Below are 23,907 nucleotides of genomic sequence, written 5' to 3'. Positions count from 1 at the left end.
AAATCATTCTAAGAATACTTTATGCTTTTTCAAGAACAAACAAGTTTATTTTTATTAAGCAAATAAGACAAATCTGTATTTTTATATTTAATGTTTATTTAAAAAGCTCCTGTGCAAACTGATGCAAACTGTCTCTCCAAACCGGCCAGCTGTGACCGCCAGGATAATCTCTGTAAGAATATTTAATTCCGATTTTGTCTAATTCTTTCAGCATTTTCTGACCGTTTTCGTAAGCGATATCGTCTTTTCCACCCATTGAAATCCAGAAATTTTTGACATTGGATGAAAAGGCAGATTTATTTTCATTTAAAAATTTGTATTGTTTGTCGGCAACGTCCTGAAGCATTGGCAACATATATCCTGAACTGAAAACACCCAAGCTTGAGAACATATCTGAATTCTGAATTCCGGCATACAATGTATAAATCCCGCCCATAGAAAGTCCGGCCAATGCACGGTTTTCTTTACCTTTCTTAATTCTGTAATTAGTCTCAGCAAAAGGAATGATGGATTCTTTCAGCTCTTTTTCAAACATCTGAAGATTACGCTCGCCAAAATTTCGGAGTCCGCCTTGTCCGATATTGGCATCCGGCATAATGATAACCATCTTTTTAGCTTTCCCTTCCGCAATCAGGTTATCCAAAATCAGATTGGTTTTGCCCTGATTCGCCCAACCGCTTTCATCTTCGCCACCACCGTGGAGAATGTATAAAGCTGGAAATGTTTCGGATGCATTTTGGTCGTAACCTGGCGGTGTGTAAATGAAAACTCTTCTCCAAGAATTGGTCACTTTGGAATAGAAATTTTTGACGCGGATATCGCCGTGCGGAACATCTTTTAATGCATAGAAATCATCGCCATCAAAAGGAATATCGATTCCGCTGGCATATCTTCCCATCCCGTAGAATGTTTCGCTGGACGGGTCTGCAACTGCAACACCATCAATCAGCAAAGAATAATAATGGAAACTTCCGCTTTGAGGCTCGGTTGTGCCCGTCCAGAAGCCATCTGCGTCTTTTTTCAGGTCATATTTTTTTCCTAAATCGATTTGAACTTTTTGCGCTTCCGGCGCTTTTACCTTGAACATTACTCTTCCGTCGGGAAGAATTTGAGGGTATTGTGCATTCCTGATATTGGTTGCAGCGGGTGTTCCTAAAACAGTAAATCCATCAAATTTAGTTTTATCGACAGGCTTAAATAAGAGCTGTGAAAAGATGTATAAATCATTTTTCCAAACCTTGAAATCGTGACCGCCCGGTTCGATGTAAAAAATATGCGGGATTTTATTTTTTTTCAGATAATCGCTGGTTCTTTTGCTGAAAGGCATCAATCCGTCCGCATCGCCGCAGGAAATAAATATAAGTTTCATTTTCAATGCTTCCTGTGGATTGGGTAAAAGCTGAGTCGGTTCTTTCGTGTTGGGTGCTGAAGAAAATGCGCCCAGCCACGCAAATTTATCGATGTTGCCGAAAGCAAAATTCTGTGTTTGTCCGCCTCCCATCGACAAACCCGCTAAAGCCCGGTTTTCACGGTCTTTTTTGACAGGATATTTTTTTTCTACAAACGGAATCAGGTCATTCAGCAAATCTTTTTCAAAAGTTGCGAAAGCTTCTACTTTATCCGGAGCCATAATATTTCCTGTTGCCCTGTCATCTTTCATTGCACGGCCGTTCGGCAAAACGACAATCATCGGTTGCAGCTTTCCCTGTGCGTAGAGGTTGTCCAGAATAACATTAGGTTTTCCTTGGTTAAACCATTCTTTTTCATCGCCGCCAATGCCGTGAAGAAGATAGAGAACAGGATATTTTTCCCCTTTTTTGAATCCCGGCGGTACGTAAACCAATGCTTTCCTTGTAGTTCCAACCGTTTTTGAAGCATATTGAATCGTATCAATTTTTCCGTGGGAAATCGTTGGGTTTTCAACATCAAAACCTTGTGGAGCCTGTTTATCAAGTGTTTGTGCCGAAACAAAAGTGCCTGACAGCACAAAGCTTACTGCTAATATGATGGATTTGTTCATTATTTTTATTGTATTTTTTACACTTATTAATTTAGATAAAAAAATTATTCCTGCAAGATTTAATTAAATATTCATTAAAGAATTTATTTTATGGTTGAAGAATTTGTATATCTAAAAAAATCAACATCTACAAAACCTCCCAGATTTTTCGTTGCATAATTGAAAATCGCAAACTTGGAACCCATAAAAAATCTCCGGTAATCGAAAATCATTTTGTAATCTTTCGCCATTTCGGTCCAGTTCTTTTGGTCGGTGCTGTAATAAAAATCGGCCAAATCTTTTCCAAGGTTGAAATCGGCATCAATTTTAAAATAAACTTTGTCCGAGTTTAATGGGATTCTCTTTTTTTCTTCTTTTTTAACACCTGTAACCGCCTTAGTTTTATTATCTAAACTGACTTCATTCGTTGAAAAGATAATAAACTTTTTACCATTTTCCATTACCACAGACAGAATCCCGGAATCGCCATTGAATGCGCTAAATCCTGTAACATCACCGTCTTTCATCTCTTTGACATCCAGAGCAACAATACCACTGGATTTCGGGCCTTCCATTCTTTGGGTCAACGTATTCGGAGCGAGGTACAGATTAGCAACGACTCTATTGGTTTTTAACCTTAAAAAGCCTTTTCTGTCGGATAAAGACCAAGCTGTGTTGACAGGATTATGATTCCATTGCCACTGGATTTTCATTTTTTTGTCGGAGAATTCGTCGCTTTCCACCAGATGATTTTTTGGTTTAAATGGCGAAAGCGGGACTTCACCTGTCACAGGCACTTTTCCGTTGTCGCCCAAAACCGGCCAGTCGTTTTCCCATTTTACCGGAAGCAAAATCGGGACACGGCCTACACCATTTCTATCCTGGAAAATCAGCGAATACCAATTACCATTTTTATCATCGATTAAAGCACCTTGTCCGGCGTATGAAAATCCAAGAAAATTGTCTTCAAGAATAACTTTTTTCTCATAAGGTCCAGTTACTTTATCAGCTCTGTAGACTTCCTGACGACGTTTTCCTCCTCTTGGCCAGGAAATCATCATCATATAATATTTTCCGTCTTTTTTAATGATTTGGTTACCTTCCAAAAGTCCGGTTTCCGAAGCATCTTTTTGAAAAACTTCCGTTCCGTCCTGATTCCCGATAATGGTTTTAAAATCCGGGCTCAGCTCAAAAACTTTGTTGGAAGTAAAAACGTAAACTCTGTCATCATCATCAAAAAGTAAAGACGCGTCGTGAAAATGCCTGGTTCTCGTGATAAGCTTCCAATTGCCTTTTTCAGGATTGTCGGTAACATAAAAATAGGATTTGAAAGGCTCGTCATTCGGAGAGAACAGAACGTAATATTTTCCTTTGTGATAACGGATGGACGATGCCCATTGTCCGCGCCCGTAAACGCTTCCGTCAATCAAATCGTATTTTGAATTATCATTTAGTGTATCAAAAACATAGCTCGACATTTCCCAATGGACCAAATCTTTGGAATGCATTACCGGAGCGCCTGGCATAAGATGCATTGTAGTGCTTATCAGGTAAAAATCGTCGCCGTTTCTGGTGATTGATAAATCCGGGGCATCTGCCCAAATGATTGGGTTGGTAAATCGGGTTGTCGCCTTTTCAGAGTGATTTACCTGGGCTGAAAGGTGATTCAGCCCGATAAATCCCAAAAAAGAAACTATATAAAATGATTTATTAATTTTCACGGTTTTGATATTTTGGTTTGGTTGATTTTAAGTAATCTTAAAAAACACTTCGACAAGCTCAGTGTGACATTGCTAATACTAACTGTTTATTTCAAATTGGCTTATCAAATCAAGCTTATATTATTGTAAATTTGGGCTAAAGCCGATTGATTGTTTTCTTTGAAAACGGGCTAAAGCCCGTTCCTATTGATTTTCTATTGATATTACTACTTTTACGTTACAAAACCTTCAAGGTTTTTGAAACCTTGAAGGTTTAGAATGATTAAATTAATTCGGTACAATATCGTTTGAAGACGTGCTATAAAGACCGATTAAACTTCCTGTGAAACCGCCTGCAACATCCGTTGAAAGGATATCTCCTGAAACCGGACCGCCAAGATTTTTGAAATTTTTGCCGTCCAAAGAATAATTGAAGCTAATGTTATCTTTCTCGCCAACAGCCTGGAATCTGATAGTCTTACCTAATGAAATTTTCTCGCTGGCAATGAGTTTCGAACTTCCTTTTTCGGTTCTTTCTAAAACGATATAGAAGTCTTTGTCTTTCTTCGTAATGCCGAAAACGTAATTGAATGTTTCGCTTTGGTAGAGCGTAATTCCAGCCAATTCTTTTTCTGATTTCGGCTTAAAATCAAGTGTCACGGATGTTTCAAAATCTTCGTGCTGTAATCTGTGGAATAATGACGAAACTGGAGCCAAAGCTTTGATATTCGTTTCCATCGGGTTTACTTTAACACCCGTCTTTGTAGCTGTAATGAAATTTTCGCGGGGACCACGCATTGCAATCCAACGGAAATCAAGGTTTTTATCGGTTAATTTATCGTTATAGGTAAAATTTCCGTTCGGGAAGAATCCGGTTTGTCCGGTTTGATTCTGAACACCTTGTGGCATTTTCAATTTCGGTTTCATCGGAACCAGGCCATTTTGGAAAACAGGATATGTTCCGCTCCAGTCAACCGGAAGAATGAAGGTTTCACGACCTTTGTTGACACGATTATTGACATTCGGGCGAATGGCTAAAAATACGCCGTACCATTGTCCGTTCGGTCCTTCCACCAAATCAGCGTGACCTGCCCAATCTACTTTTTCTTTTCTGTCTCTAGGAAAATATCTTTGCGTAAGAATTGGATTGTTTTTAGCGGGAACAAATGGTCCTTTCGGAGAATCTGCCATAAAAATCACTTCGCTGTGGTTGCCTCCGGTTCCGCCTTCCGCACACATCAGGTAATATTTTCCTTTGTATTTGTATAAATGTGGACCTTCAATCCAAATTGGTTTTTGAGAAAGATCAACGCCGCCGTTTACAATAATCCTGTCTGAACCTGCGACAACCTGATCTTTTTCCAAATCGTAATCCCACATTTTGATGACGCGATGACCTTGATATTGCTCGGTTCCTTTTGGTGGAGCGTCGTTGTGAACGATGTACGCTTTTCCGTCATCATCAAAGAAAATGGCAGGATCAATACCGTCAAAATTCAATTTCTGGACTTCACTCCAGCCTTTTGATGGATCTTTGGTTTTCACGACCATATTACCGACTCCGCCTGCGATTTGGGTTGTAATCATATAAAATGTGTCGTTGTACTTGTTGTATTTGATATCCGGTGCATAAATTCCCTGAGAAACACCACCTTTTTCAACTTTCAGCTGTGAAGGTCTGTCTAGAACGTGCCCAACCTGCTTCCAATTCACCAAATCTTTAGAGGTAAAAATCGGAACACCCGGAAACATTGAGAAAGAAGAGTTTACCAGATAATAATCATCTCCTTTTTTGGTGATGCTTGGATCGGGATAACAGCCCTGAAGAATCGGTGAATAGAATTCGTCCGGATTCAGAGGATTGTCGTTGTATAATTTGTCGTTTCCTTTATATTGAAAATCGGTGAATGTCTGGGCTGAGATGCCGGTCATCGACAGTAAAGCTGCTGCTGCAAAAATGCTGGTCTTGTTTTTTAGGAAATTGGATTTCATTGTTATCTTTTTCATATATAATTTTTTATTTAATTTTTTGTTGAACCCTTTCAGGGTTCGTGGTTTATTTTCACATTGTCCCACAGGTTTCACCTGTGGCTATTGTTATTAAACCCTCCGGGTTCATTTTATAGGATTTCATCCTATTCTCGTTTAAATCGTCCCCTCGGGACTTTGATTCACATTTAAATTTTGGCTAAAGCCAATTGTTTGATTCATTTGTTAAACGGGCTAAAGCCCGTTCCTATTAATCAGCTTTTCATTTTCAGTTTGTATGTTTTTCCTGCTTCAGTCGGGAAATCGTACATTACCGATTTTTTTATTTCTATAGGATTTAATTTAGCTTCACTGGAAATCATTGGTTGCTTAATTTCAGGGGTTTCAAAAAAAGGATTCGGATTATTGCCTTCTGCTTTTTTCAATTTTACATTTCCTTTTAATTCCATTTCGTTCGGAATTCTGATTCTGCAGTTTCCACCCAAATTTGATTTTATGGTGATTTCCTTCACTTTATTATTTTCCCAAATGATGCTGATTTCAAAATCGCCATAGGTTTTAAGACCTGAAATTTTTCCGTTTTTCCACTCGTCGGGAAGTGAGGGAAGAATATCGATGAAACCGTTTTGGGTTTGCAAAAGCATTTCGGTAATTCCTGAAGTGCAGCCAAAATTTCCATCAATCTGAAACGGCGGATGTGCGTCGAAAAGATTGGGGTAAGTTCCGCCTTTGCTGCCCCAGCCGTCTTTTTCTACCAGCGTTAATTGGTCTCTGATTAATTTGTTGGCGTGATTTCCGTCTAATAATTTTGCCCAAAGATTGACTTTCCAGCCCATACTCCAGCCTGTGGAAACGTCGCCACGATGAAGTAAAACGGTTTTGGAGGCATCCAACAATTCAGGTGTCGTAAAAGGATTGATTTGGTTGGACGGAAACAATCCGTAGAGATGCGAAACGTGCCTGTGATTATCTTTCGGATTGTCCCAGTCTTCTGCCCATTCCTGCAATTGACCATATCTTCCGATTTTCATCGGTGGTAATTTTGAAATGATATTGTTCCAAACCGGGATTTTATCTGAGTCTATATTAAGAATTTCTGCCGCTTTTTTTGTCTTCGTAAAAAGGTCAAACATCAGCTGATTATCCATCGTATTTCCTGCTGCCAAAGCACTTCCCTGATGTCCGTCCGGAATATTCTCAGGAGACATTGAAGGACTTATGACCAGCCATTTATGCGTTGGTTCTTCAATTAAAAAATCTTCGTAAAACTGAGCGGCAGATTTCAGAATCGGATAGATGGATTTAAGATAATTTTTGTCGCCGGTGTACAGATATTTTTCCCAAAGATGCTGGGAAAGCCAGGCTCCGCCCATCGGCCACATTCCTGCGTTGGCAAAATCTATGACTCCTGTGATTCTCCAGATATCCGTATTGTGATGGGCAACCCAGCCACGACTGTTGTACATTACTTTCGCAGTTTCTTTTCCGGATTCACTCAAATCTTTTATCATCTGAATCAGCGGTTCGTGCATCTCGGAAAGGTTGGTTTTTTCCGCCGGCCAGTAATTCATTTCCGTGTTGATATTGATGGTATATTTGCTGTCCCAGGCGGGTTTGTTGGAATTATTCCAGATTCCCTGGAGATTGGCTGGCTGACCTCCTGGTTGTGAGGACGAAATCAGGAGATAGCGCCCGAATTGGTAATATAACGAAATCAATTCCGGGTCGTAATGGGTTGCGAAATTTTTAATCCGAATGTCGGTTGGTTGTTTTGCTGCTTCGGAAGTTCCTAAGTCGAAATCGACTCTTTTGAAATATTCTTGATACGAAGCCAGATGATTTTTCAGCAACGTATTGAAACTTTTCTGTTCTGATGCTTCGATGTATTTTCTGCTTTTTGAAACTTCGTCTGTATTTAACGTTTTGTAATCTGTAAAGTTAGTTGCAATGGAAATCAGAATTGTAACTTCATCGGCATTGCTTACCGAAATCCCGTTTTCTGAAACTTCTGTTTTGCCACTTTTGTTGATAATTTTTGCGATGGCATTGAATTTAACCTGACGTTGAACGCCGTCTAAAGTTGAAGACAATCCGTCCATTTGCAAAGTTTTTGAATCAATGGCTTTGCTGGTTTTTTTGAGTTCGCTGTTGAAATTGGCTGTGAAATTCAGTGCATTTTTTTTGTCCGAACTTAATTTAATTACAATAACATTATCAGGAATTGAAGCGAACACTTCCCTTTTGAAATTAATTCCGTTGGAAGTAAATGTCGTGGTTGTGATTGCTTTTTCAATATCTAATTCCCTGTAATAATTTTTAACATCATTAACATTACTAAAATCAAGCGTAAAATCACCAATATTCTGATAGGCCGAACCGTGAAGGCTTTTCGCTGTCAATCCTTTATCCGCAAGAATCTGAGCTCTTTTGTAATTCCCATTAAATAAATAATATCGGATAGAATCCAACACTTTTGGTCCATCCGGATTATCGTTTCTTGAAGGTCCACCTGACCAAAAAGTCGCTTCGTTCAGCTGAAGTTTTTCCTGAGAAGGGCCGCCAAAAACCATCGATGCTAATCTTCCGTTTCCAACCGGTAACGCTTCTACCCACTGTTTGGCGGGTTTGTCGTACCAAAGCTTGTTCTTTCCTCCTTTTTGAGCAAAGGAAAATCCGCTTAGGAAAAGACAGAAGGTTAATATGGAAAACTTGAAGTTCATTTTTTTAAATTTTCTTTTCTGAGACAGAATTGACGGTCGTATTTCTATTAATCAACCAAATAATTCCCCAAGCTGCAATGTAAGAAACACCAGCTATGAAAAATATGATATTGTAACCACCATTGATATTTCCCGCTTTTTTGAATGTATCCAAAATAATTCCGATGAAAAGAGGAAAAAGAATTCCGGCAGCTGACCCCAGCATTCCGCCAAAACCAATGACCGAACTCACATAATTATTGGGAAGCTTGTCGCCCACGCTTGTCATCAGATTCGCTCCCCAACCTTGATGTGCAGCTGTTGCAAATGCAATTACAACCGTTATCATCCACATATTATCCAGGTATTTTGAAAATATCACCGGAACTACCAGCAATGCAAACAATAGCATTGTAAAATTCCGGGCTCTGCTGATTTCCCAGCCCTTCTTGATTAAAGCAGAAGACAAATAACCGCCGCCAATACTGCCTATTGTTGTTCCTCCATAGATTAAAATCAATGGTAATGAAGGTTTCGTCAAATCCATTTTAAAAACGTCTGCGAAATAAGCCGGAAGCCAGAACATAAAGAAATACCAAATCGGGTCGGTAAGGATTTTTCCGATGGCAAAAGCCCAGGTTACTTTATATTTTAATAATTCCGAAAGCGGAACTTTGGACTGTTCTTCCGTTTGTCCAGCCTGATCACTTTTGATGTATTGAAGTTCTTCCTGACTTAGATTTTTAGTTTTTTCCGGAATATTGTAAAATCTCCACCACAAAACAATCCATAATAAACCCAATGCGCCAATCCAGACAAAAGTTTCTCTCCAGCCATAATGCCCTAAAATAAAAGGAACAAGAAGCGGTGCTAAAATGGCTCCAACTGTTGCACCCGAATTGAAAATTCCGGTTGCTAAGGCTCTTTCTTTTTTCGGAAACCATTCGGCGACAGATTTTATGGCTGCCGGAAAATTTCCCGCTTCACTAATTCCCAAAGTACTTCTCGCAATTAAAAATCCGACTGTACTTTTCACAAAACCGTGCCCGATAGACGCTAAACTCCAGACTATCAAAGAAACTGCATAACCAATTTTAGTTCCTACTCTATCTATGAATCTTCCCATTGCGAGATAACCGACAGCATAAGTCGTCGTAAAAGCCATCACAATGTAGCTGTAATCCTTCTCGTCCCAGCTGAATTCCTTTTCCAGAACAGGTTTTAGCAAGCCCATTACCTGACGGTCGAGATAATTGATGGTCGTTGCGAGAAAGACCAGAGACAGCATAAACCATCTGATATTTCGGTTTTTAGGAGCCAGCATTAGTTTTGATTAAGTTGTTGTAATAAATTTTTCACCTTTTCGGTAAGTTGTTCTTCGTTTAAATCTGATTTTACCAAGGAACTGCCCAATCCAACGCCCATTGCTCCGCCTTTGAGCCATTCTTTGATATCTTCAACATTAGCATTTACTCCGCCGGTTGGCATAAAATTCATTCCCGGAAAAACGGGTTGGATGGATTTAATATAATTTTTACCTAACGCATCAGCCGGAAATATTTTAACTAAATTAAGTTCGCTCTGAAAAGCTAAATTAACATCAGACGGCGTAAAACAGCCCGGAATCAGCAGCACATCTTTCTTTACCGAATGTTTGATAAGCTTCCTGCTAATAACCGGTGTAATAATGAAATCAGCTTTTGCATTGGCATAATCGTCCATTTCTTCGGTATTTTTAACAGTTCCGATTCCTAATAAAAGTCCGGGAAATTCTGTAGAAGAAATTTCTTTAAGCCTGGTAAAATTTTCCAATGCCTGATCGCCACGGTTAGTATATTCTATGATTCGGATTCCACCGTCATAAAGCGCTTTTATAGTACTTTTTGAAACCTCAAAAGATTCGTTGTAGAACAACGGAACAATTTTCTGGTCTTTTATTTTTTGTATGATTTTTAAACTCATAAATTTTCGATATTAATCGTTTCGTTGATGGTATCGCCTTGTACAAAAAGTTTTTTGAAAGCCACTTTTACAGCATCATCCAGGATTTTTTGGATTGAATTTCCTTTTATGCTTCCGTGAATCAAAGCTGCCATAAAGGAATCGCCGCTGCCGACTCTTTCCAAAATCTTATCCGAACAATATTGCTCTGAAATGAATAATTTATCTTCAGAATATATAGTCGCAAAATAATTGACCTCATCACCTTTTGTGAATCGGAATGTGTTGACAATCAATTCTACATTAGGATATTGTTTCTGAATTTCTGAAGCTGATTTTTCAGCTTGTTTTAGAAGGTTCTCATCATTAAAATTTCCATTCAATTCGTATTCGATTGGGATATTTAAGAATTCCTGAATCGACCAGATATTTCCCATTAAAACCTTAACAAATGGCATTAATTGAGAGATTTTATCGTAAGGATTCTGATGCTGCCAAAGCGATGCACGGTAATTCAAATCCAGAGAAACTTTGATATTTCGGGCATTGGCTTTCTTCATCAAATCAAGACATTTCCGGAAAGCGTTCTCGCTCAAAGCAGGCGTAATTGTACTGATATGAAGCCAGGTTACATCCTTAAAGACTTCGTCATCAGAAAAACCTGAAAAATCCGATTCTGTGAAAACTGACGGGAAACGGTCGTAAATGACTTTCGCATTCTGCATATCGCCATCAAAAGGAAGGTAAAAAGTTCCCATCCTGCCATTTGACTTCTCTGCAAGAACTTTTATTTTTTCATCATTTAATTTTAATTCCAACTGATTGCCGAGATAATTTTCCGGCAATGCAGAATATAAAGAAACCTGATTTCCCCATCTCGAAAGTGCAGAAGCAACATTATACTCAGCTCCGCCAACGTAAATTTTGAGAGCTTGATTTTTCAGCCAAGTTCCTTCAGAATCCGGAGCAAAATGCAAAAGCAATTCGCCGAAACATAAAATTTTATTTGAAGTTTCCTGAGCCATTCTTAAAAATTGAAATAGTTTTTCGCGTTATAATAACAGATATCCTGAATGATTTTTCCAACCCATTTTTCGTCATCGGGAATAAGACCTTTTTCCATCTCGTTTCCGAACATATTACAAAGCAATCGTCTGAAATATTCGTGTCTCGAGAATGACAAAAAACTTCTGGAATCGGTCAGCATTCCGACAAATGTGCTTATCAGTCCAATATTGGAAAGCGTGTTCATCTGCTTCTGCATCCCATCCAGCTGGTCCAGAAACCACCAGGCGGCGCCGAACTGTACTTTCGACTTGATTCCTGATTCGTTGAAATTGCCTGCAAGAGATGCCAGAACTTCATTATAAACCGGATTCAGATTATAAATAATTGTTTTTGCAAGCTTACCTTCGGAATTGAGCTCGTCAAAAAGAATGCTCATTCTTTGTGCAAAATATTGTTCTCCAATTGCATCAAAACCTGTATTTGCTCCGATATTTTTCAGCATCAGGGAATTGTTATTTCTGGTTGCTCCAACGTGAAACTGCTGAACCCAGCCTTTATCAGAATACATTTTACAGAGCTCTTTCAAAAGAAATCCGCAAAGCGCATCCGGATTGGAAAATGTAAGTTGGTTACCTTTTAGAAATTCTGAAAATTCTTTTTCTAAATCCGAATTCCACCGGGTCGTGTCCGGAAAATATTCGAAGCCGTGGTCCGAAACTTTTGCGCCAATCTCATCAAAGTAATTGATTCGGGATTCAAGCGCGTTTAGTAAATCTGAAACTGAATTAATATTGATTCCTGAAGCTTTTTCAAGTTTTTTAATATTGAGAATATAAGATTCGGAATCAATAATGTTGATGTAAATATCCGGACGAAAGCTTGGTAAAACCGTTGTAGTAAAGTTACTTGCTTTTAATCCTTTATGATAATCCAGATTGTCAGCCGGGTCATCTGTTGTACAAAGAGCTTCCACTTTATAATTTTTGAGCAGATTCTGTGGTGTAAATCCGGGTTGCTGTAAAGTATCCTGCATCGAGCTGTAAATTTCGGCCGCATTTTTGCCAGACAAATATTCCTTAATCCAGAAAGAATTTTTGAGCTCCAGATGTGTCCAGTGAAACAAGGGATTCCGAAGCGTGTAAGGAACCGTTTCTGCCCATTTTTGGAATTTTTCCTCGTGGGTTGCCTGTCCGGAAATGAATCGCTCATCAATTCCGAAATTTCGCATCGCACGCCACTTATAATGGTCGCCATCCAGCCAAATCGCTGTCGGAGAACGGAAATTCTGATTATCTGAAATGACCTGAGGCTCCAGATGGTTGTGATAATCGATAATCGGCATCTCTTTCGCATAGCCAAAATAGAGATTCTCCGCCTTTGCCGATTCCAGCAAAAATGATTCTCCGAAAACTTCTATTTTGCTTGTGAAATGAGTCATTTTTAAATTTAAATTGATTTTGACTTTTGTGAAAAATCTTTAAAAACAAGACCTTAATTATGAGAAAATCATTAAGGCCTTGCTCAGTATATAAAGAAAATAATATTCAATTTTAAACCCCGCTGAAAGCACTGAAACCACCATCTACAGGGATTAAAGCACCAGTAATGAAACTTGCGGCATCCGAACAGAGAAACTGTACTGTTCCATTGAGTTCTTCCACCTCTCCGAATCTTTGCATTGGTGTCTTGGCCATTACTTTTTTGCTTCTGTCTGTTAAAGATCCATCAGGATTCAGTAAAATGGCACGGTTCTGATCTCCTATGAAAAATCCAGGAGCAACGGCATTGACACGGATTTTATCTCCGAATTTTAGAGCCAAATCAGAAGCCAGCCATTGTGTAAAATTGGTGATTGCTGATTTCGCCGCCGAATAACCTGCCACTCTTGTAATTGCCGAATAAGCTGCCATTGAGGAAATATTGACAATACTTCCGCTGCCCTGTTCCGCCATCACTTTTCCAAAAACATAGCTTGGATAAACCGTTCCGTTTATGTTAAGATCGGTTACCTCATCCCATCCTGCAATATTCATATCGAAAAATGACTGCTCTGGAGACAATGTTGCTGAAGGAATGTTTCCTCCGGCAATATTCAGCAAAATGTCTATTTTACGATACTTTTCTATGATTTTCTTTGATGCATTTTCGAGGCTTTCGATGTTCATTACATTAGCTTCAACGGCAAATGCATCACCACCCGAATCTGTAAGTTCCTTTACACGAGAATCAAGTGTTTCCTGATTTCTTCCCAAAGCCACTACTCTTGCTCCGGCTTCGATAAAACTTTTGGCAAGGCTTCCTCCCAAAACGCCGGAAGCTCCTGTAATAACTGCAACTTTATCTTTTATGCTGAATATTTCGTTCATTATGATATTGATGATAATTGATGGTTGATAAATGATATTGAACCCTTCGGGTTCGTTGAAAATTGTCTTTCATTTTTTCCATAGGTTTTACCTACGGCTATTTATATTAAACCCTTCGGGTTTTTTAAAGTTTTTTGGACATTTCGTTTTGTACTGTTGCCATTACCCCTTCAATCTGTCCTAAAGCCAACATTCTTCCTAAGAAAGAATAGCCTGGATTATAACCTTTATCAATATCTTCCGATAATAATCTTCCGTGGTCGATCCTCATTGGCAAATCCGGATTTTCTTTTTCGAATACGCGGATCACTTCGATTAATTTTCCTCTTCCCACTAAATGATGGGCTTCAATGAAGTCTCCGTTTTCAAAAACATTGGTGCTTCTTAAATGAACAAACTTTGTTCTGTGGGCAAATTTCTGAGCCAGCTTCGGAACGTCATTCTGAAGATTGGCACTCAAAGAACCTGCGCAGAAAGTCAATCCATTGTGGGGATTATCCACTGCATTCAGGAACCAATCGATATCTTCTTCATTGGTTACGATTCTGGGTAAACCGAGCAAAGCAAACGGCGGGTCATCTGGATGCACACACATTTGAATGTTCCATTCTTCGCAAACCGGCATTATTTTTTCGAGGAAATATTTTAAATTTTCACGAAGTTGATTTTTATCAATTCCGTCATACAAAGCCAATAAATTATTGAACTTTTCTACCGGATTCAAATCGCCTTCTTTAATATTCCCATTAACGAATCCCTGTGTTTTTACAATAACTGAATCTATCAAATCATTGTTATCTTTCTCTGTGAGTGTATTTTTTAATTCTTCAACTTTTTGTAGAATCTCAGGAGTATAATCATTTTCTGCACCTTCTCTTTTCAGAATATGAATTTCAAAATAGGCAAATCTTGCTTTATCAAAATACAATGACGACGAACCGTCTTCCCATTCGTGGAAAAGATCTGTTCTTGCCCAATCTAAAACCGGCATAAAGTTGTAACAAACGGTAGTTACGCCTGCTTTTCCTAAGTTTTCGAGACTTTTGATATAATTTTCTATCAAAAAATCACGGTCTGCACCTCCGTATTTGATTGCTTCGCTTACCGGAAGACTCTCCACAACAGACCAGCGAAGACCGTGACTTTCTATATAATTTTTGTAATCGTTAATAGCCTCTAAGCTCCAGATTTCTCCGTTAGGAATATCGTGCAGCGCAGAAACAATACCTTCCACACCAATCTGTCGAAGTGTTTGTAATGTAATTTTATCGTTCTTCCCAAACCAACGCCATGTTTTTTCCATAATACTTGTAAATTTATTTCATTAAACAAAGCAGGTGCAGCATAACACCTACTTTGCTTATGATTGATATGAATGTGAAAATTATAATTAATTATATCCCGGATTCTGATATTTTGCTTTTTCTTCAGGCGAGACTTCCATATTATCTAGTTGTCCTTGTGGTATTGGTCGTAAATAATGGAAAGGTTGAATATTACGCATAACGGTTTGTGGTGTATGATTGCCATAGGCATCTCCACATATTGAATAAGTAGCCGAATACTCTGTCCACTTCTGAGTTCTTACTAAATCATACCATCTATAACCTTCTCCATAGTACTCTCGGGAGCGTTCTGCTAAGATATAATCTATGGTAATCGTAGAAGGTGTAGCTGCAATCATCGCTGCACTATTATCTTGTATCTTCTCAACGTTACCATTATTATCCCAGCGCCATTTTCCAGCTCTTGCACGTATTACATTTATTAAATCCCGAGCAGAGCTACTTCCGCTTGCACCTTTTACTGCAGCTTCTGCTGCAACAAAATAGAATTCTGAAAACTTAAGTGCATAGAAAGGTCTAGTATGGCTAGGATTTGGGTATCCCAAACCATTCCCATTATCTGTTCTATAGGGACCTATTTTCCATAAGCCAGGATAAACAATTCTGCTAATTCCATTAGGTGAAATGACCCAATCCGATCTTCCTGGTAGGCTACCAGCACCTACGCCACTTTGCCCAGCACCAGATGTATAGCTTGGAATTTGCGAATCATCGTTTAAAAATGTAAGCACGGGATCGTTAGGTTTTATAGGAAGGTTATTGGCATTGTATAATGTACCCACAGTTGTTAATCCTGTACCTTCTTTGTTCCAATTTCCTCGATATACTGTGGTGAAAGTTCCATCGTATCTTGAGTCATTTATTTTATCTGCAAAAGTATTTTTAATAACTCCGATTGGAGGAGCCATCCTTACCCAAGGTCTTCCCAATGGTTGAAAAGCTGCTCTTTGCACAGAGCTTGCGGCTGTCCAAGAGGTATTACTTGTACTACTTTTAAGGTTAGTATAATTCCAAGTCATCATCCAAGAGGCAAAATTATTTGGAGACCATCCGTCACCATAACTTGCCTGAATCACCCCTTCATTAAAGTAAGCACTTGTTTCTGTATGATCAGCGTATAACATCGTTTCATTATTACGGTCTTTCGAACCTAAATTAACATCATAATAAGTAGGTTGTAAAGCGTATGGTCCAGGATTATTAATACCTTCCAAAGCAATATCATAAGCTTTCTGGAAATACCATTGTGGATTGTGCCCATCCGGGTCTGTTCTTGGTGTTTCAGGATAAGTTGGAATATTATTTGGATTCTGAAGCCACCAACCATATGTGAGATAAGCTTTTGCTAATGTCAATCTAGCTACATTTTTAGTAATACCTCCCTGTACTCTTGGATTCGTAGGAAGATTTGTAATCGCAGTTAATAAATCTGGAAAAATAGCTTTTGTATAAACCTCGGTAACGGTATTTCTGGTTGATGTCGTTTTTGGGTTAATATTGAATGCCAATTCTCCTGAGCCAAGATCTAATGGTACTCCACCATATGTTTGAACTAAAAGAAAATAATAAAATGATCTAAAGAATCTTGCTTCTGAAATAAGAGATTCAGAAATACCCGCTGCAGAGCCATTTTGAATAATCCCATTTGCGGTGTTGATTGATGGAAAAACAGCACCCCATACCATACTTGTCGGGAATGTGTTAGAGTTTATACTCCCCGTTCCTCCTGTCATATCCAAATCTTTAAAATTACCATCAGCACTTTGACCCCAAGTGGCCTCGTCCGTACCTGTCATATTGGCATTTAGCCAATAACCATTTCCATATAGTAATCTTAATTGTCTATACAAAGATGTAACGCCTTGTGATATACCTCTTTCAGTGGTAAAATCTTCCGGAGTATAAATACCTCTAGGCTGTTCGTCTAGTATCTCATTACATGCAGTATTAAAAACTAAAGATGCCAAAAATAAAACAGCAATAATTTTTTTATTTAAATTAATCATAATATCTGACTTTTAAAAGGTTAAGTTAAGACCTAAAAGGTAGTTTCTAGTAGATGGGTTATTAGTACCGATAACCAACTGATTTCTCTTGTAGGAATTTACAGCTTGATTTTCGTCCCCTCTTGAATTTGGTTCTGGATCCATTCCAGAATGTCTATAATACGGTGATGCAAAAACAAATGGATTCTGAAGCGTAACATATAATCTAAGATTGCTAACTCCTAAATCATCTAAAATCGTTTTATTAAAATTATAGCCCAAAGTTATAGTTCTTATTTTTACAAAAGAGCCATCAAACAATGCTAATGTCGACGCATATTTAGGATTGTCTCCACTTAGCAATCCACCAGGCTTTGGATATCTCACATTTGGATTTTCTGCCGTCCAATAGTCAACGTCTACGTTATTTGCACGTCCTGTAAGTCTATTAAGATATCCGGCTGATCCATAAATTGTACTTACGAGTACTCCTCCACTTTGAAAAGCTCCAACGATACTTAAATCTAAATTTTTATAAGCTAAACGGGTATTAAAGCCACCTACAAAATCAGGATTTGTATTAATAATTTGTCTATCAGATTCATTAATTGCTCTTGTAGGCGTCCCATCAGCATTGTATGCCCCTGTGTAAAGAACTTTTATCATACCTGGTGCTGCTCCTGATTGAGGTTCAAGAATATTTAAATAAGGGTCGCCCTGCTGCCATAAACCAATATTTTGATAATCATAAATGGCGTTGATGTTATAACCAACAAACCAAAGATTTCCAACATTTCTGTCCTGACCGGATGCTAAAGCAGTAATCTTGTTTCTGTTGGCCGCCAAGTTTCCGCCTACTTCCCAACTGAAGCCTTCTGGATTATCAATAATAACACCATTGAGGGATATTTCCAGACCTTTGTTTTGAGAAGCACCAACATTTTGTAAGACTACACCTAATCCACTAGATTGAGGTAATACTTTATCTAATAATAACTTTTCCGTATTGGTCACATAATATTCTATAGTTCCGGAAATACGCTTGTTAAGTATTGAAAAGTCTAAACCATAATTCCAAGTTTTTGAATATTCCCAACCCAAAGAATAGTTTGGTGCTCTGTTTACAAAATTTCCTACAGCATAATTACTCCCGAAATTATATGGTGTTGTACTTAGACTCCCAAAGGTCATATATGGATCTACAGCCTGATTAGATGTTTGTCCGAAACCAGCTCTCAATTTTAGCATATTAATATATCTGGAATCTCTAAGGAAGCTTTCGTTTGCAACATTCCAACCTATGGAAACTGCTGGATATGTATGCCATTGATAGCCTTTGGCCAGAACAGATGAGCCGTCGGACCGAACTGTTGCCGTTAGCATATATCGGTTATCATACTGATACATTGCTCTTCCCATCAATGACATTAAACCTCTTCTCCAATATCCTTGATTGGCAGGATTAATTGTTATTTCACCCTGCGCCTGACCGAGATTGAAGTACTGAAAAGCATCAATAGGTACGTCTCGAGCTCCTATTGAAGAACTATTGAACCTCGTCTGCTCAGCAGAATAAAGCGCTACCGCATTGATTTTATGTTTTCCAAATGTCTTATCATAAGTTATTAAATTTTCCAAAACCCACTGTGTAGTTAAGGAATTACCTATACTAGCAGAAGATAGCGTAGCAGGTTGGAAGTTTAATGCTCCAGTTCCTAAATAGTAACCACTATTAGAATTTCTGTAAGTCAAACCAACATTTAGCCTATACTTAAGTCCATCAACAGGAAATTTAATTTCACTGTATAGATTATTATATGAACTAAATGCATTTGTACGGTCTGCGTAAGCATCTCCCAGACTTTGTAATATTGTTCTTGTTTGGATAGCTGTCTGATCTAAGTTTGCAAATGTTGTTCTTAATCTTGGCGAACCATCTTCGAGATAAGGTTTTCCCAATGGCGAGTAACCTAAGACTGGAGCTCCACTAACTCCATTAAAATCATTAATCGAAAAATTTGAATTAGTTGAAAAACCTACTTTAAGCCAAGAATTGACTTCTTGATCCAAAGCTCCACGGATAGAAAGTCTCTTATAACTTTGTAAAGGCACAACACCATTTTGCTGGAAATATGCTACTCCAAAATTATAACCACCTTTTTCTGTACCGCCTGTAACTCCTATATCGTGATTCATCATAAGTCCTACGCCATAATATAGGTCTTGCCAATCTGTATTAACATCATTAGCTTCATCTGGACCATTTGTGAAAAGATTAGCATCCGCTCTCAACTTTGCGAACTTCGGCCCATCCATCATCGGATATTTTGAAAATATTGTCTGGTATCCAGTATATCCATTATAGCTAAATTTTGCTTTTTGTCCTTTTCCTCCTCTATTTGTAGTGATTATAATTACACCATTAGCACCTCTTGAGCCATAAATTGCAGTTGCTGAAGCATCCTTCAAAACATCCAAACTTTTTATATCTGATGGACTAATATCGCCCAAACTACCTATAAACGGAATACCATCCAAAACAATCAGCGGATCATTGGATCCTGTGAGAGAACGTTCTCCTCTGATTCTTATCTGCTGCACTGCACCCGGCTTTGTTGAAGTTCTACCAATATCTAAACCAGCTACTCGACCTTGCAATGCATCAGTGACGTTTGCTGATGGTACTTCTTTCAAAGCATTTCCACTTAGAGATGCAACTGACCCAGTCACTGCCTCTTTCTTCTGAGTTCCATATCCAATAACAACAACCTCCTCAATCTGCTTCTCCTTTTGTACAGTGTCCCGTTTGCTCTGCGCATAGACAAGACCTGTTGGTAATAGAGTCATTGCGAAAAACAATGCGGCTCTATTGGTTTTACTTAAATGAAATAGATTCATAATTATTATTTTTAAAGTTAGTTTTGATAAGAAAGTTGTCGGTTCCCGTTATTGAGATTGACGTAACTCTCTTTATGCATTTTTTAGATATACATATTCACAATAGCTTCGAAAAGTTCCTGTTTACCGCTTTTCGGCATTGGTTCTCCTGACTCGTGAGCAATCTTCTGAAGGTCTTCTAATGTTAGTTTGCCTTCTTCAAATGCTTTCCCATTACCATTGTCAAATGATGAATATCTCTCGTTTCTCAGTTTGTTGTAATCAGAATTTTCAAGAATATCTGCAGCTACCAATAATCCTTTTGCAAAAGCATCCATGCCCGAAACATGTGCGATGAAAAGGTCTTCCGCATCTGTAGAGTTACGACGGATTTTCGCATCAAAGTTGACTCCTCCTGTTCCTAAGCCACCAGCCGGAAGAAGTACCAGCCAGGCCTGAATCATCTCATAGTAGTCCACCGGAAACTGATCTGTATCCCAGCCATTCTGATAATCGCCCCTGTTCGCATCAATACTTCCCAACATTCCTGCATCTACAGCTGCCTGAAGTTCGTGTTCAAAAGTATGTCCGGCCAAAGTAGCGTGATTGACTTCAAGATTCAGTTTGAAATCTTTATCAAGACCGTAATGTCTCAGGAATCCAATTACCGTTTCTGCATCATAGTCATACTGATGTTTTGTAGGTTCCATTGGTTTAGGTTCAATCAAAAATGTTCCTGTAAATCCTTGCTTTCTTGCATAGTCTCTGGACATCGTAAGGAATTGTGCAAGATGGTCTTTTTCACGTTTCATATCGGTATTCAGAAGACTCATATAGCCTTCTCTTCCACCCCAGAAAACATAATTTTCTCCACCAAGCGCAATGGTTGCATCGATAGAATTCTTAACCTGAGTACCTGCGCAAGCTACCACATCAAAGTTTGGATTGGTAGATGCTCCATTCATATATCTCTCGTGAGTGAAAACGTTGGCTGTTCCCCAAAGTAATTTGATTCCGGTTTCCTGCTGTTTTTGCTTGGCATAATCTACAACAACCTGAAGATTTTTTTCATAATCTCTCCAATTATCAGCAGGATCTACAAGATCAATGTCGTGGAAGCAATAAAAATTGAAACCCATTTTCTGCATAAATTCGAAACCTGCATCCATCTTGTGCATTGCCCTGCTCACAGCATCAGTTCCCATATCCCAAGGATGATGGATCGTTGGTCCCCCGAATGGATCGCTACCGTTTGCACATAGCGTATGCCACCAAGCCATTGCAAAACGTGTCCAGTCCTTCATAGGTTTTCCCATCACTACTCTGTCTGCATCATAATAGCGGAATGCCAATGGATTTCTGCTTTCTTTTCCTTCAAATTGGATTTTGTCGATACCTGTAAAAAACTCTTTTGTACCTGTTAAAGTGTTCATTCTTTTTATATTTATTTTTTAATTATTCTCAATTTTGACATAAAATCTCCCTTCCTCATTGATTTTTAACATCAATAAGTTAATTGCTAAGTTTTCTTTTTGTGGGAATTAAATTATTTTGTTAAGATGATTCTTCCATCTTGCATAGGCTTCTAGATATTGTTCTCTTTTCTCGTGTTCCGGTTCTATAACAGTGATTTTTTCTAACGAAGAAAATGCTTCTTTGGAATCTGCATAAAAACCGATTCCCATTCCTGCGGCTCTTGCGGCACCAACTGCTCCGTCTGTATCAAACAGTTCAATTGTTGCATTGCTTACACTCGCCAATGACTGGCGGAAAATCGAGCTTAGGAACATATTGGCATTTCCTGCGCGGATTACATTGATATCCATCCCGATATTCCTCATAATATCCATTCCATACTCATAGGAAAATACGATTCCTTCCTGTGCTGCGCGCAAAATATCACCTTTCGAATGGATGTTAAAGTTGATACCGTGGATACAGCAACTTGTGTCCTTATTCTCCAAAACCCTCTCTGCCCCATTTCCGAAAGGAATAATGCTCAGCCCTTTTGATCCAATCGGTGAGAGCGATGCCATATCATTCATATCACCATAAGATGCGAGCGATGTTGCAAAGTTGTGCTTTAGCCAAGAGTTCAGAATTCCCGTTCCATTGATGCATAGCAAGACTCCTAATCTTGTCAATTCTTCGGTATAGTTCACGTGGGCAAAAGTGTTGACTCTGGAAAATTTATCATAATCCAGCTTATCCAAAACTCCATAAACCACTCCCGAAGTTCCTGCTGTGGAAGCAATCTCTCCCGGATTAAAAACATTCAGAGACAAGGCATTATTTGGCTGGTCACCTGCTCTGTATGATATTGGTGTCCCTTCTTTCAGTCCCAGTTCCTGTGCTGCAGCTGCAGAAACTGTTGCCTGAATCCCGAAAGTTGGTACAATATCCGGGAAAAAACTTTTCGGAATACCATAATAGTTGATAACATCTTCTGAGATGCAATTGTTTTTAAAATCCCAGAAAATCCCTTCTGACAGACCTTCTACAGTAATTCCTATTTCGCCTGAAAGTTTCATTACAATGTAATCTCCAGGCAGCATGATTTTATCAATTTTATCAAAAAGCTCTGGTTCATTCTCCTTTACCCAGGCTAGCTTAGATGCTGTAAAATTTCCCGGCGAATTGAGAAGATGTGACAAACACTTCTCTTCACCAATAGCTTTGAATGCTTTCTCACCATAAGGTACAGCTCTGCTATCACACCAAATGATCGACGGACGAAGAAGATTTTGATCTTTATCCACCAATATCAATCCGTGCATTTGCCAAGTTATCCCGATGGCTTTGATATCTTCCGGATCAATACCGGCGTGGTGCATTACTGCTTCGTGCGCCAATTTCAGATTTGTCCACCAGTCAGAAGGATTTTGTTCTGCCCATCCCGGCTGGATAGCTGTAATCTTCATCTCCTTTTTTGGTGAAAAATCGGAAGCAATAATTTTTCCGCTGGAAGCCTCCATCAGACAAACTTTCACAGACGAGCTACCTATATCATATCCAAGCAAATACATTATTATTGAGGGCTTATTTAATTAATTTGTTATTATTTTTTTTATAAACTTTAGCATCAAACTTATAATATCTGGCTGCACGGTGCGAAACTCCTTTTTCAATTTCGTTCAATGGAATAATGTAATTGAATGAAGATATTTTTTTATGAAAGTTTTTTATATCAATCTGCTTTTCGCTCAAAGCATTATAAAGCTGATATAATTGTCTGATTGTAAATTTCTTTGGTAAAAGCTCAAATATTATTGAGAAATCATACTCTATCCATCTCTTGATTTCTACAAAAGATTCTTCGATAATCTGATTGTGATCAAATGGCAATGACGGTACTTTATCTATTGGACACCAGTCAACCGTATCGTATTTTGAACTGTTGATCTTATGATCTATTTTACAAAGTGATAAGTACGCTACGGTGATGATTCTGTCAATATTGTGCTTGTACTCTTTGTCCATCCATTGGATATCGTCCGTATTGCTAGCCCGTAAAGGATCTGCAAAGCATTTGAACTGCTTCAGAACCATTTTTTTAATTCCAGTTAATTCGTGCAAAACTCTTTGTGCCGCATCATCTACATCTTCATCACTCAATATTAAGCTACCAGGCAGCTTTTTTTGTTTCTCAGCAGGCAATGCATCCAGAAATCTTTGAACTAATAAAATGTTCAAACGATTCTCGTGATCGAAACCAAAAACAACACAATCTACAGAGACGTAAGTATGAATAAAAGTTGAACCCATTAGCGCGTTAACATTTACGTAACATCACAAATATAAAAATAGAATTGAGAAAAAAAAATATTTTTCCCATTATCCGCTTAATACCAACTAATTACATATCGGTAAAATATGATAAGAATTGAATACAAATTATGATAAGCTTATCATAATTTTTATGATTATAAATTCAAAAATCAACTGTTAATATTAATTTTACGGTCATTTTTTTATTCTTTAGAAAATTAAATTCAGA

15 protein-coding genes are annotated in these 23,907 nt (G+C 38.4%); all 15 read right to left on the bottom strand.

The annotated features are described in order from the left end of the window. Positions 1 to 94 precede the first annotated feature (94 nt). Positions 95 to 2,020, bottom strand: a complete 1,926-nt coding sequence (locus BXY58_RS07025; RefSeq protein WP_120213109.1) for an alpha/beta hydrolase-fold protein — start codon at positions 2,018 to 2,020, stop codon at positions 95 to 97. A gap of 83 nt (positions 2,021 to 2,103) precedes the next feature. Next, positions 2,104 to 3,720 carry a glycoside hydrolase family 43 protein gene (locus tag BXY58_RS07020; protein WP_120213107.1) on the bottom strand — a complete coding sequence of 539 codons (1,617 nt, stop codon included), beginning with the start codon at positions 3,718 to 3,720 and terminating at the stop codon, positions 2,104 to 2,106. A 267-nt stretch (positions 3,721 to 3,987) separates the two neighbouring features. Next, the gene (locus tag BXY58_RS07015; RefSeq protein ID WP_120213264.1) at positions 3,988 to 5,706 is read right to left on the bottom strand and encodes a glycoside hydrolase family 43 protein; all 1,719 of its coding nucleotides are present in this window, start codon (positions 5,704 to 5,706) and stop codon (positions 3,988 to 3,990) included. Positions 5,707 to 5,942: 236 nt separating this feature from the next. Beyond that, positions 5,943 to 8,408, bottom strand: a complete 2,466-nt coding sequence (locus BXY58_RS07010; RefSeq protein ID WP_120213106.1) for a glycoside hydrolase family 95 protein — start codon at positions 8,406 to 8,408, stop codon at positions 5,943 to 5,945. A gap of 4 nt (positions 8,409 to 8,412) precedes the next feature. After that, the gene (locus BXY58_RS07005) at positions 8,413 to 9,711 is read right to left on the bottom strand and encodes an MFS transporter (protein ID WP_120213105.1); all 1,299 of its coding nucleotides are present in this window, start codon (positions 9,709 to 9,711) and stop codon (positions 8,413 to 8,415) included. Continuing rightward, positions 9,711 to 10,349, bottom strand: a complete 639-nt coding sequence (locus BXY58_RS07000) for a bifunctional 4-hydroxy-2-oxoglutarate aldolase/2-dehydro-3-deoxy-phosphogluconate aldolase (protein WP_120213104.1) — start codon at positions 10,347 to 10,349, stop codon at positions 9,711 to 9,713. The genes BXY58_RS07005 and BXY58_RS07000 overlap by 1 nt, the downstream gene beginning before the upstream one ends. Then, positions 10,346 to 11,353, bottom strand: coding sequence for a PfkB family carbohydrate kinase (locus tag BXY58_RS06995; protein ID WP_120213103.1), 1,008 nt, complete (start codon positions 11,351 to 11,353; stop codon positions 10,346 to 10,348). Before BXY58_RS06995 ends, BXY58_RS07000 begins: the two co-directional genes overlap by 4 nt. Positions 11,354 to 11,355: 2 nt before the next feature. Next, positions 11,356 to 12,774, bottom strand: coding sequence for a glucuronate isomerase (gene uxaC, locus BXY58_RS06990; protein WP_120213102.1), 1,419 nt, complete (start codon positions 12,772 to 12,774; stop codon positions 11,356 to 11,358). 112 nt (positions 12,775 to 12,886) lie between these two features. Then, positions 12,887 to 13,702: an SDR family oxidoreductase gene (locus BXY58_RS06985; protein WP_120213101.1), complete on the bottom strand. Its 816-nt coding sequence runs from the start codon at positions 13,700 to 13,702 to the stop codon at positions 12,887 to 12,889. A 124-nt stretch (positions 13,703 to 13,826) separates the two neighbouring features. After that, positions 13,827 to 15,005, bottom strand: coding sequence for a mannonate dehydratase (gene uxuA / locus BXY58_RS06980; protein WP_120213100.1), 1,179 nt, complete (start codon positions 15,003 to 15,005; stop codon positions 13,827 to 13,829). A gap of 87 nt (positions 15,006 to 15,092) precedes the next feature. Continuing rightward, the gene (locus BXY58_RS06975) at positions 15,093 to 17,054 is read right to left on the bottom strand and encodes a RagB/SusD family nutrient uptake outer membrane protein (protein ID WP_120213099.1); all 1,962 of its coding nucleotides are present in this window, start codon (positions 17,052 to 17,054) and stop codon (positions 15,093 to 15,095) included. Positions 17,055 to 17,066: 12 nt separating this feature from the next. Beyond that, positions 17,067 to 19,931, bottom strand: coding sequence for a SusC/RagA family TonB-linked outer membrane protein (locus tag BXY58_RS06970; protein ID WP_120213098.1), 2,865 nt, complete (start codon positions 19,929 to 19,931; stop codon positions 17,067 to 17,069). Between the two features lie 83 nt (positions 19,932 to 20,014). Then, positions 20,015 to 21,343: a xylose isomerase gene (gene xylA / locus BXY58_RS06965; RefSeq protein WP_120213097.1), complete on the bottom strand. Its 1,329-nt coding sequence runs from the start codon at positions 21,341 to 21,343 to the stop codon at positions 20,015 to 20,017. Between the two features lie 108 nt (positions 21,344 to 21,451). Then, positions 21,452 to 22,936: a xylulokinase gene (locus BXY58_RS06960; protein ID WP_120213096.1), complete on the bottom strand. Its 1,485-nt coding sequence runs from the start codon at positions 22,934 to 22,936 to the stop codon at positions 21,452 to 21,454. Positions 22,937 to 22,949: 13 nt separating this feature from the next. Next, the gene (locus BXY58_RS06955; protein ID WP_120213095.1) at positions 22,950 to 23,675 is read right to left on the bottom strand and encodes an NUDIX hydrolase; all 726 of its coding nucleotides are present in this window, start codon (positions 23,673 to 23,675) and stop codon (positions 22,950 to 22,952) included. Positions 23,676 to 23,907 lie beyond the last annotated feature (232 nt).

Origin of the sequence: Epilithonimonas arachidiradicis (assembly GCF_003610695.1) — a bacterium.
Lineage (GTDB): Bacteria > Bacteroidota > Bacteroidia > Flavobacteriales > Weeksellaceae > Epilithonimonas > Epilithonimonas arachidiradicis.
This window is presented reverse-complemented; position numbering and strand designations above follow the sequence as displayed.